We start from the raw sequence: 10,845 nt of genomic DNA, 5'->3' as shown, positions 1-10,845 counted from the left end.
ATCCTGTCGGCGATCATCTTCAACGCGATCATCATCGTGGTGCTCGTGCCGCTCGCCCTGCGCGGGGTGAAGTACCGCGCGCTATCCGCCTCGCGCATTCTGGGCCGCAACCTGCTGGTCTACGGCGTCGGCGGCGTCGTCGCGCCGTTCATCGGTATCAAGCTGATCGACCTCGTGGTCAGCTTGATCCCCGGATTCTAGATCTTCTCAATTAAGAAAGAAGCATGAGAATGAGTTCACGTTCACGCAACGGCCGGCCGTACTGGGTGGCGCTTCGCGCCATGGTGGTCTTCACCATCGTGCTCGGCGTCGGGTACGCGGCGGTCATCACGGGCATCGGCCAGCTGGCGATGCCGGCGCAGGCGAATGGCCAGCTGGCGCAGGATGCCGATGGCCAGGTCGTCGGCTCGGACCTCATCGGCCAATCGTTCACCGATGCCGACGGTGCGGCACTGCCCGAGTGGTTCCAGTCGCGTCCGTCTGCCGCCGGCGACGGGTACGACGCGGCCGCCTCGAGTGGCAGCAACTACGGACCGGAGAACGAGGACTTGATTGATGCCATCGGCGATCGTCGCGCTGCGGTCGCTAAACTCGAAAGCGTGCCAGAGTCCGAGGTTCCCGCTGACGCGGTGACGGCGTCGGCCTCCGGACTCGACCCGCACATCAGTCCTGACTACGCACGCCTCCAGGTGCCTCGGGTCGCCGAGGCGCGAGACCTGCCCGAAGCAGAAGTTAGAGACCTCGTCGAAACCCACATTCAGGGTCGCATCCTCGGAATCCTCGGGGATCCGACCGTGAACGTTCTCGAACTCAACCTCGCGCTCGCGGCGTTGGCCGACTGATCATGGCACGCGGTCGGCTGCGCGTACTGCTCGGCGCCGCGCCCGGTGTGGGCAAGACCTACACGATGCTCGAAGAGGGGTCGCGTCTAGCGGCCGAGGGGCGCGACGTGGTAATCGCGGTTGTCGAGACCCACGGGCGCACGGCGACGGCCCGGATGCTCGAGGGCCTCGAGGTCGTGCCCCGGAGTTCGGTGACGCACCGCGGGGTGACGCTCAGCGAGATGGATCTGGGGGCCGTGCTCGAGCGGCATCCAGATGTCGCCCTCGTCGACGAGCTGGCCCACAGCAACGCGCCGGGATCCCAGAACCCGAAGCGTTGGAACGATGTCGAAGCGCTCCTGGATGCCGGCATCGATGTGATGACGACCGTGAACATCCAGCACCTCGAGTCGCTCGGCGATGTCGTGGAGCAGATCACCGGAGCCCGGCAGCAGGAGACCGTGCCCGATCGTGTCGTGCGCGCGGCCGACCAGCTCGAAGTGGTCGACCTCGCTCCCCAGGCTTTGCGCGACCGGCTCGCCGATGGCCGGGTCTATCCGGCGGAGCGCATCGATGCGGCGCTCTCGAACTACTTCCGACTCGGCAACCTCACGGCTCTTCGCGAACTCGCTCTGCTCTGGTTGGCCGATGAGGTCGATTCGGCCCTCAAGTCGTACCGGGCCGACCATGGCATCGCCAGCAAATGGGAGGCCAGGGAGCGCGTCGTGGTAGCCCTGACCGGTGGGCCGGAGGGCGAGACCCTGCTGAAGCGCGGAGCACGAATCGCTGCCCGGTCGGCCGGCGGCACGCTCGTGGCCGTGCACGTGACGAGCCAAGATGGCCTGCGGGCCGCGCATCCCGGAGCCCTTGCGGCTCAGCGCTCCCTCGTGGAGTCGCTCGGCGGAACGTTTCACCAAGTAGTCGGCGACGACATCCCCGCCGCCCTGGTCGACTACGCCCGGGGGGTGAACGCGACGCAGCTCGTGATCGGCGTGAGCCGGCGCACCCGCCTCAGCGCCGCGTTGTCGGGGCCGGGTATCGGCGCGACCGTGATCCGTGCATCGGGTGACATCGATGTGCACATCGTGACACACGCGGCGGCGGGAGGAAGGCTTTCTCTTCCGCGCTTCAGTGGATCGCTGACCGCGCGTCGCCGTGTGCTCGGATTCGTGCTCGCACTCGGGGGCGGACCACTGGTGACGTGGCTCCTTGTCGCCATGAGGTCGGATGAGTCGATCACGTCGGATGTGCTGACCTTCCAGCTGTTGGTCGTTCTCGTTGCACTCGTCGGCGGAATCTGGCCTGCGCTGTTCGCCGCGCTGCTCTCGGGCCTCACGCTCGACTTCTTCTTCGTGGATCCTCTCTACACGGTCTCGGTGGGCGAACCGCTGCACCTGCTCGCGCTCGGGCTGTACGTCGTGAACGCAGTGCTTGTGAGCGTGGTGGTCGACACGGCCGCGCGGCGGTCGCGACAGGCCCGACGAGCGGCAGCGGAGTCGGAACTGCTCGCGACGATCGCCGGAAGTGTGCTGCGCGGGCAGGATGCGCTGCAGGCTCTTGTCGCGCGCACCCGGGAGGCATTCATGCTGAATGAGGTTCGACTCCGGGCCGGCGACGGCAGTGTTCTGGCCGTCTCGACGCTGCGGACAGCATCCATGGCCCGTGGCGCAAATCGGAACGACCTGTCGCCCGATGCTGCGTCTGTTGCTGCGTCGACCATCCCTGTCGGCGACCACGCAACGCTTGAGCTCTGCGGGTCCGACCTGGCGGCATCCGAACGTCGTCTGCTGGGAGTCATCGCGGCCCAAATGGAGCAGGCGCTCGAGCACAGAGACCTCGCCGCGACCGCGAGCGAGGTCGGCCCGCTCGCTGTGGCCGATCGCATGCGCAGTGCGCTGCTCGCTGCCGTCGGACACGACCTGCGTCGCCCCCTCACAGCAGCGACTGCCGCGGTGAGCGGGTTGCGGTCGACCGAGGTGCAGCTCAGCTCCGACGATCGCTCGGAGCTTCTCGATACGGCCCAGGAGAGCCTCGACGCCCTCGCCGATCTCGTAACGGACCTTCTCGATGTCAGCCGGGTCGAGGCGGGCGTGCTGGCGGTCTCGATTCACCCGGTCAGTGTCGACGACATCATCGTTCCCGCCCTCGATGAGCTGGAGCTCGGCCCGGACCGAGTAGAACTCGCCATGGACGACGGCGAATTGCCGCCCGTGCTCGCCGACGAGGTTCTGCTGCAGCGCGTTCTGGTGAACCTGCTCTCGAACGCCGTGCGGTTCTCGCCGCACGGCGCGAAAGTGCGACTGTCGGCGAGCGTCTTCCGTGGCCGGGTCGAGCTGCGTGTCGTCGACAGCGGTCCGGGTGTACCGAGCGAGCGCCGAGATGAGATCTTCGTGCCGTTTCAACGTCTCGGCGACACCGACAACTCGACGGGCCTCGGGTTGGGACTGGCCCTGTCGAAGGGCTTCGTCGAAGGCATGGGCGGAACGATCGAGGCCGAGGACACCCCCGGCGGCGGGCTCACGATGGTGGTCTCGCTGCCGGCGGTCGAGCCGATGATCGAGCCGGCAGAGAAGGCGGCGTCATGAAGATCTTGATCGCCGATGACGACCCGCAGATCCTGCGCGCACTCTCCGTGACGCTCCGCGCTCGCGGATATGACGTAGTGACGGCCCGCGACGGAGCCGAGGCCCTCAACGCGGCGATCGACCAGCATCCAGATCTGGTCATGCTCGATCTCGGAATGCCCAAGCTCACCGGAATCGAAGTCGTAGAAGGACTTCGGGGCTGGTCTCAGGTGCCGATCCTCGTCGTGTCAGGGCGAACCGACGGAGCAGAGAAGGTGCTCGCCCTCGACGCGGGTGCAGACGACTACGTCACCAAACCGTTCGCGATCGACGAGTTGCTGGCTCGCATCCGTGCCCTGACGCGGCGCGTGCCCACGGCCGGCGACGAGGCTCTCGTTACCTTCGGCGATGTCACGATCGACCTCTCGGCCAAGCAGGTCACCAGGCGATCGGATGTCGGCGCCGATGAGACCGTGAGGCTCACGCCGACCGAGTGGATCATTCTCGAGACGCTGGTGCGAAGCCCGGGAAGGCTCGTCACGCGAGCGGACCTGCTGACCGCAGTATGGGGGCCGAACCATACGAATGACTCCGGATATCTGCGGGTCTATCTGGCTCAGTTGCGCAAGAAACTCGAAAAAGAACCGGCTCGGCCGCGGCACCTGCTGACCGAAGCAGGCATGGGCTATCGATTCGTTCTCTAGCTCTTCGCCTGTCGCTCAGCGCTTCAGTTGGCGACGCTCGAGGTGAGGACGCCGGCGTTCGTCAGCGCCGTGCCCACGGCGTGCGACGTCGCTTCGAAGGCATTTGCGGTCTTCGTCGCGCCGATCGCCCCGCCCTTGAGGGCGCTCACGCCCAGGTCGCGGATGAGCCTCGCCACGAGCTGGCCCTGCTCGTCGACGAAGAACTGGGTGTCGAAGGCCATGTGCAGTTTCTTGCCCGCGAGGCCGCCCCACAGAACCGTGGCGGTCGTGCTGCCGCGAACGGCGTGGAAGCCTCCATCGGTGTTGGTGGTGATGGTGAAGCCCTCGCCCGTCAGCGCGTCGCCGATGAGGGTCTTCGCCGCGTTGTGGTCGCCGGAGATGAAGAAGTCGTAACTGGATGCCATGGCTCGACCTTACCGGCAGGGTATCGACCTACCTCCACCAGGCGTCGGCAGGGCCAACCGGCAAGGCGCGCTTATGCGCGGTCGCAGCGTACCGGGCGATGAGGGTGTCCGCCGCGTGGGCGTCTATCTCTTTGCCTTCGAGAAAGTCGTCGATGTCGGAGTAGGTCAGCCCGAGATTCGCCTCGTCGGTCTGGCCGGGGGCGTCGTCGAGCAGATCCGCCGTCGGGGCCTTGAGGTAGAGGCGCTCGGGCGCATCCAGATTCTCGAGCAGGGCGCGGCCCTGGCGTTTGGTGAGGCCCGACAGCGGAAGCACGTCTGCGCCGCCGTCGCCGAACTTCGTGAAGAACCCGGTGACCGCTTCGGCGGCGTGGTCGGTGCCGACCACGAGCAGCCCGAGGTCGCCGGCGATCGCGTACTGCGCGATCATGCGGGCACGAGCCTTGACGTTGCCCTTGCTGAAGTCGGTGATGGGGATGCCGACAGCGTCGGCGAACTCGGTGGCGATGCCATCGACGCCGCCCTTGACGTCGAAGGTGATGACGCGCTCGGGCTTGATGAAAGTCAGCGCGAGCTGCGCGTCGTCTTCGTCGGCCTGCACCCCGTAGGGCAGACGCACCGCGATGAACGTCGCGTCGACGCCCTCGGCCCTCAGCCGCTCGACGGCGAGCTGGCAGAGTCGCCCCGCGAGCGACGAGTCCTGCCCCCCGCTGATGCCGAGCACGAGCCCCTTCGCGCCCGTCGACCTGAGGTAGTCGACGAGGAACGTCGTGCGGCGCTCGACCTCGGCGGCCGCGTCGATGGTGGGCAAGACGGTGAGGGCCTCGATGATGCGGGCCTGTTCTTCGCGCATGGGTACAAAGCTACGCCGAGCCGGTCGGATGCGGGTACCGTGCTTCGTATGAGTTCGTCGCGCCCCGTGCTGTTTCTAGTCGCTGTCCCTGAAGATGCCGACGGCGATGCCGATGCCGGATGCGTGCAGGTCGATCCCGAGGCGCCGCATCTGTCGGTGATGGATCTCGGAGTGACCCGTGGCGACGGCATCTTCGAGACCATCAGCGTGTGCGACGGACGCGCGCAGGCGCTCGAACCGCACCTCGCCCGCCTGGCACACTCGGCCCATCTCCTCGACCTGCCAGAACCCGACCTCGAGCTGTATCGACGCGCTGTGCTCGCCGCGATCGAGGCGCACGACGACGTGCCCGAGCTCTCTGTGAAGACGGTGATGACCCGGGGGGTCGAGGGAACGGGAATTTCGACGGGGTGGGTCTATGCGGCCGAGGCGGCCGACTCCACGAGGGCGCGCACGGAGGGCATCCGGGTCGTGACGCTCGATCGCGGCCTGAAGCACGACGTCGCCCAGACGTCGCCGTGGCTGCTGCAGGGCGCCAAGACCCTGTCGTACGCCGTGAACCGAGCGGCCCTGCGCGAGGCCGAGCGCCGCGAGGCCGACGACGTGATCTTCACGTCGAGCGACGGCTACGTGCTCGAGGGTCCGACGTCGAACGTCATCCTGCGCCGAGGAGACACGCTCGCGACCCCACGTACCGACCAGGGCATCCTCGCCGGAACGACCCAGGCGAGCGTCTTCGACTTCGCGGCTTCCATCGGCATGCGAACGGAGTACGCGGTCATCCCGGTCGCCGAGCTCGCCTCTGCCGACGCGTTGTGGCTGGTGTCGAGCGTGCGACAGGCCGCCCCGATCAACACGCTCGACGGTGTGGAGCGCGCGGTAGACGCCGAGCTCAGTGCCCGGCTGACGGCGTATCTGCTGGGCCGACGCGAATAGGCCTACTCCCGGTTTCGCGAAGATACCCCCGCGGGAGGCCGCGAGGTGTATCCCGCGGGCGGATTCCATTCGGAGGCGTTCGGAGGAGTATCTACTACATCGGCCACAACGGCTGCCACCCCGGCCCGGCACGAACGCCCTTCCGGGGCACCGACCCCAGAACGGAACACCACATGACTCCCCACTTCGATGAGGGCCACGAGCCCGACACAGAGAATACAGACAACACCGATCGACGCGGCTTCGGCCGCGGACAGCGCCCCGGCTTCGGTCCCGGCTTTCCCTTCGGCGGCCCGGGCTTCGGTTCCGGCTTTCCCGGACGGGGCGGCCACTTCGGCCCTCGCGGCTTTCGGGGCGGCCGTGGGCTGGGCGGACACCTCGGCGAGGTCGTACTCGCCGAGCGCTTCGCCCGCGGCGAGATCGACGCGACCGAGTACCGGGAGCGCGTCGCCGTGCTGCGCGAGGTGCAGGCCGAAGGTCGGGCTGCCCACGAGGCCGCCCGCGAGGCTCGCTTTAAGAACGGCAAGCCCAGCGACGCGTAGTGCGCCGCTGAACTGACAGACCGGATGCCCGGACCGCACACGCGGCCCGGGCATCCGTGCGTGCCGGGCCGCTTCGGTCAGCTCAGAGCTGCGCCGCGACCGTCGCCATCGCCTCGGCGAACTGCTCGGGCCTCGCGCCCGAATAGTTGAGCCGGATGAACGCCCCCGTCGGCTCCGCCGGAAACCAGTCCGAGCCCGGCGCGACCATCACACCCGCGTTCTTGCTGCGCTCGACGAGCCCCGCGACATCCACGTTGTCGGCCAGGCGCACCCAGAGGTTGAGGCCGCCTCGCGGAAGGAAGGTCAGCGCATCGGGGCCGAGCCGCGTCTCGACCTGCCGCGCCAGCTCGTCGCGGCGACCGCGCAGCTGCGCCCGCAATCGTGTGAGGTGACTGCGCCATCCGGGGTCACGAACCACATCGACGGCCGCGGCCTGCAGCACGCCGCTCACATACAGGTCGTCGACCGTGCGATCGGCCTGGATGCGCGCCAGTGCGGGCCCCCGGGCGATGACGGCGCCGACGCGCAGCGAAGGGCTGAGGCTCTTGGTGAGCGAGCGGATGTAGATGACGTGCCCGTCGGCATCTTCAGCCAGCAGCGGAAGAACCTCGCCCTCGATCGCGAAATCGTGCGCCCAGTCGTCTTCGACGAGATAGGCGCCGCGCGCCCGCACGACGGCCAGAATGTCGCGGCGCTCGTCGGCGTTCCACTGCGCGCCCGTGGGATTCGCGAAGTGAGGCTGCGCATAGAACAGCCGAGCACCGCTCGAGGCGAACGCCTCGTCGAGGTCGGATGCCGACGGGCCGTGCGAGCCCCGCGCCACCGGAATGATTCGCAGCCCCGCCTGCCGGGCCGCCGCAATCGCCCCCCAATAGGTGGGAGATTCGACGACGATCGCGTCGCCGTGCACGGCGAGCGCTCGAAAGATCGACGCGAGCGCGCTCTGGCCGCCGGGAGTGATCATCACGTCGTCGCTCGAGACGGGCGCGGGGGCGGATGCTCCGACCGGCGCGATCTCGCCGGCGAACCACGAGCGCAGTTCGGGCAGGCCGTCGACGGGCCCGCGGGCAAGGGCGGATGCGCCGCGCGAGGCGCGCACGAGGGCCGCGCGAACGAGACGGCCGGGCAGCAGCTCCTCTGTCGGATAGCCCGAGTGCATAGCGATGACCGATGGACCGACCGCCGCCATGGCCGTGCCGACGGCAGACGTGTCGACGCGCGACTCGCCCAGCGCGGTGGTCTGCCACGCGAAATCGGCCTGCTTCACCGCTCGGGGCCGGGCTACGAAGCTGCCCGCGCCGGGCCGTGTCTCGATGAGTCCCTCGGCCACGAGCCGCTGCACGGCGCGCTGCACTGTGACGGGGCTGGCGGTGTGTTCGGCGACGAGTGAGCGGGTCGAGGGCAGTCGGGTGCCCGCGGGGCGCGAGTCGATGAGCCGACGGAGGTTGCGCTCGATCAGTGAAGTGCTATCGTGGCTCATGAATAGTAAGAGTAGCGCTATCGCGTCGACTTCACCAGCGCTACTCTCTCGGGCCGGCCTCGTCTTCGGATTTCTCGGCGTGCTCGCGTTCTCTTTCACGCTGCCGTTCACCCGCATCGCCGTCGAACAGCTCGATCCGCTCTTCATCGGAGCGGGCCGCGCGGCGGTCGCGGCCGTCCTGGCTATCGCGGTGCTCGCACTGACTCGCCAGCGCCTCCCGCGCGGCGCCCAATGGATGCGCCTCGCCGTCGTGGCGGCCGGCGTCGTCGCCGGCTTCCCCCTGCTCACGAGCTTCGCCCTGCAGACAGTGCCCGCCGCCCACGGCGCCGTGGTCATCGGCCTGCTGCCGGCCGCGACGGCCATTGCGGCGGTGATCCGCGCGACAGAGCGGCCATCCATAGCCTTCTGGATCGCGTCGGGCGCCGGCGTGCTCGCCGTGATCGCGTTCATTGCGGTGGCGGGCGGAGGCCTCGACGGACTGCACCCGAGCGATCTGCTGCTGCTCGGCGCGGTCGTTCTCGCCGCGATCGGCTACGCCGAGGGCGCGCTGCTGTCGCGCGAACTCGGCTCGTGGCAGACGATCTGCTGGGCGCTCGTCGTGGCGCTGCCGGTCATGGTCCCCCTGACGACGGTGTCGGTGGCGAACCACGGCTGGCCGCAGGCAGATGCGCCGCACTGGCTGGCGTTCGGCTACCTCGCGCTGGTGAGCATGTTTCTGGGATTCTTCGCCTGGTACCGGGGTCTCGCCATCGGGCCGATCGCCCAGGTGAGCCAGATCCAGCTCGTGCAGCCGGTGCTCACGATCGTGTGGTCGGCGCTCATCGTGGGTGAACGCCTCGACCTGCTGGTGTGGCTGGGTGCCCTGGTGGTCGTCGCCTGCGCGGCGACGGCGGTGCGCGCGCGGGTGGCCTCCGCCGGCCTCCGCTAGACCAGCAGCGCGCGCAACTGCTCCATCGAGTGCACCACGCCAATGGCGCCGACCGCCTCGGCGGGGGAGCCGTAGCCCCACTCGACCATGATGGTGGGAATGCCGTGCTCGGCCGCTCCCTCGATGTCGTGCAGGCGGTCGCCCACGAGAACCGTGTTCGACAGGTCGACGTTCGCGGCGTGCAGGCGAACGAGCGCCTCGGCGACCACATCGGCCTTCGCGCTGCGCGTCTCGTCTTCACTCGATCCGGTGATGGTGGCGAAGAGGTCGGCGATGCCGAGGTGCTGCAGAATGCGCACCGCCTGCACCTCCGACTTCGACGTCGTGATGGCGAGGGGGATGCCCGCGGCGTGCACGGCACGCAGCACCCCGATGATTCCGGGGTACACGACACTGTCGCCCTCGGGCCCATCGGATGCCGCGAGCCCGCGGTACACGACGAGCGCCTTCTGCGCGCCCTCGGCATCCATATCGCTGACCGCGCGAAAGCCGTCGAGAATGGGCGGGCCCACGAACTTCACCAGCTCGGATGGCGGCGGAACCGGATGGCCGAGGATCTCAAGCGTGCGAGCCAGCCGGTTCAGAATGCCCGGGGCTGAGTCGGTGATGGTTCCGTCGAGATCGAACAGGATCGTGGACCAGGGTGTGGAGGGGGCGTGGCTAGTCATCGCAGACATCTTATTGGGCGGCGGCGAGGGATCCGGGTCTCTGCACGTCAGCGTGCACCGTTACACTGCCCCCATGAAGCGGGCAGTTCTCGTGACCGGTGGCATGGTGGCCGCTGCTGCGCTCATTGTCGGGTTGATCGTGTTGCAGCCCTGGCTGTTGTTCACCGACGTGCGGGTCGACGATGCGCTGCCGACCACCCACAGGTCCCAGCCCGCCGTGACCCAGGAGCCCGTCGCAACTTCAGACCCCGGCGCGTCCGCGACACCGACGCCCGAACCGACGCCCGACCCGGTGCCGGTGGCACTCTCGTCGGGCTCGTTCGTCAGTCAGGAGCATTCGACAACGGGCACGGCCACGATCATCGAAAACCCCGACGGCACGCGCGTGCTCGCGATCGAGAACCTCGACACCAGCAACGGACCCGACGTGCATGTCTGGCTGAGTGCCGCGGATGCCGTTGAGGGCTACGACGGCTGGTTTCTGGCAGGCGGTGCCCCCTACGTCGACCTCGGTGTCATCACGGGCAATCAGGGCAACCAGGTGTACGAGATCCCTACGGATGTCGACCTCAGCGCCTATCGCAGTGTTTCTCTCTGGTGCGTGCAGTTCAGCGTCGGCTTCGGGGCGGCGCAGCTGCGTTGACCGGGCGGTCGCTCTCAGGTGGCGGCTAGCCTGTGATCGCCAGGGCCGTCTTCCTCGAATTCTCGTTGAACTCTAGTGACGCTCGGAGTTCCGTCTCGTGAGTCGTGATCAGTGCTTGAGCGATTTCGGCATGGATGGCGGACACGCGATCGATAAATTTCGTTTTCGTCTTGCAGGTGATGTCGGCAAGAGCTTCTGCGACTTCCTCAGAAGATGCAGCGCCCGAGTCGTCGATGTCTCGATGGCTCACCGTGTCAGACAAGGGACTGTCGACCGAATATCCCTCATCTGCCATACATGTAGCC

At 67.9% G+C, this 10,845-nt stretch carries 13 protein-coding genes; 8 read left to right on the top strand and 5 right to left on the bottom strand.

Annotated elements, in window-relative coordinates; genetic code table 11:
- The 4 genes from ACE5CZ_RS06950 to ACE5CZ_RS06935 form a co-directional block, all read left to right on the top strand.
- The coding region (locus ACE5CZ_RS06950) for a hypothetical protein (protein WP_374946605.1) at positions 1 to 201 on the top strand (201 nt) is incomplete at its 5' end.
- Positions 202 to 230: 29 nt separating this feature from the next.
- A complete protein-coding gene (kdpC, locus tag ACE5CZ_RS06945) occupies positions 231 to 842 on the top strand; it encodes a potassium-transporting ATPase subunit KdpC (protein WP_374946604.1) in 612 nt (203 codons plus the stop codon).
- A 2-nt stretch (positions 843 to 844) separates the two neighbouring features.
- A complete protein-coding gene (locus ACE5CZ_RS06940; RefSeq protein WP_374946603.1) occupies positions 845 to 3,406 on the top strand; it encodes an ATP-binding protein in 2,562 nt (853 codons plus the stop codon).
- The gene (locus tag ACE5CZ_RS06935) at positions 3,403 to 4,089 is read left to right on the top strand and encodes a response regulator (protein ID WP_374946602.1); all 687 of its coding nucleotides are present in this window, start codon (positions 3,403 to 3,405) and stop codon (positions 4,087 to 4,089) included. The genes ACE5CZ_RS06940 and ACE5CZ_RS06935 overlap by 4 nt, the downstream gene beginning before the upstream one ends.
- 23 nt (positions 4,090 to 4,112) lie before the next feature.
- Here the strand turns inward: ACE5CZ_RS06935 and ACE5CZ_RS06930 are convergent, their stop codons facing one another.
- Positions 4,113 to 4,493: a hypothetical protein gene (locus ACE5CZ_RS06930; protein WP_374946601.1), complete on the bottom strand. Its 381-nt coding sequence runs from the start codon at positions 4,491 to 4,493 to the stop codon at positions 4,113 to 4,115.
- 28 nt (positions 4,494 to 4,521) lie between these two features.
- Positions 4,522 to 5,343: an ammonia-dependent NAD(+) synthetase gene (gene nadE / locus ACE5CZ_RS06925; protein WP_374946600.1), complete on the bottom strand. Its 822-nt coding sequence runs from the start codon at positions 5,341 to 5,343 to the stop codon at positions 4,522 to 4,524.
- 48 nt (positions 5,344 to 5,391) lie between these two features.
- Here nadE and ACE5CZ_RS06920 point away from each other — a divergent pair, with 48 nt between their 5' ends.
- Entirely contained in the window at positions 5,392 to 6,279 is an 888-nt protein-coding gene (locus ACE5CZ_RS06920; protein ID WP_374946599.1) for an aminodeoxychorismate lyase, read from the top strand.
- A gap of 173 nt (positions 6,280 to 6,452) precedes the next feature.
- Complete coding sequence (locus tag ACE5CZ_RS06915; protein WP_374946598.1) at positions 6,453 to 6,821, top strand: hypothetical protein; 369 nt, start codon at positions 6,453 to 6,455, stop codon at positions 6,819 to 6,821.
- A gap of 82 nt (positions 6,822 to 6,903) precedes the next feature.
- Here ACE5CZ_RS06915 and ACE5CZ_RS06910 read toward each other — a convergent pair whose 3' ends face one another.
- Positions 6,904 to 8,301 (bottom strand): PLP-dependent aminotransferase family protein, encoded by a 1,398-nt coding sequence (locus ACE5CZ_RS06910; protein ID WP_374946597.1) that lies wholly within the window; start codon positions 8,299 to 8,301, stop codon positions 6,904 to 6,906.
- Here ACE5CZ_RS06910 and ACE5CZ_RS06905 point away from each other — a divergent pair.
- Positions 8,300 to 9,229, top strand: a complete 930-nt coding sequence (locus tag ACE5CZ_RS06905) for a DMT family transporter (protein WP_374946596.1) — start codon at positions 8,300 to 8,302, stop codon at positions 9,227 to 9,229. The two genes, ACE5CZ_RS06910 and ACE5CZ_RS06905, sit on opposite strands and share 2 nt — an antisense overlap.
- On the opposite strand, the gene ACE5CZ_RS06900 is transcribed toward ACE5CZ_RS06905, so the two are convergent.
- On the bottom strand, positions 9,226 to 9,897 hold the full coding sequence (locus tag ACE5CZ_RS06900; RefSeq protein ID WP_374946595.1) for an HAD hydrolase-like protein: 672 nt from the start codon (positions 9,895 to 9,897) through the stop codon (positions 9,226 to 9,228). The two genes, ACE5CZ_RS06905 and ACE5CZ_RS06900, sit on opposite strands and share 4 nt — an antisense overlap.
- A gap of 73 nt (positions 9,898 to 9,970) precedes the next feature.
- Here ACE5CZ_RS06900 and ACE5CZ_RS06895 point away from each other — a divergent pair, with 73 nt between their 5' ends.
- The gene (locus tag ACE5CZ_RS06895; protein ID WP_374946594.1) at positions 9,971 to 10,540 is read left to right on the top strand and encodes a DM13 domain-containing protein; all 570 of its coding nucleotides are present in this window, start codon (positions 9,971 to 9,973) and stop codon (positions 10,538 to 10,540) included.
- A gap of 25 nt (positions 10,541 to 10,565) precedes the next feature.
- Here ACE5CZ_RS06895 and ACE5CZ_RS06890 read toward each other — a convergent pair.
- Positions 10,566 to 10,845: hypothetical protein (locus ACE5CZ_RS06890; protein WP_374946593.1), on the bottom strand; the 280-nt coding region annotated here is incomplete at its 5' end.

Origin of the sequence: Agreia sp. (assembly GCF_964263775.1) — a bacterium.
Taxonomy (GTDB): domain Bacteria; phylum Actinomycetota; class Actinomycetes; order Actinomycetales; family Microbacteriaceae; genus Agreia.
Note: the sequence above shows the minus strand (reverse complement) of the source record. Positions and strands in the feature narration are given on the sequence as shown.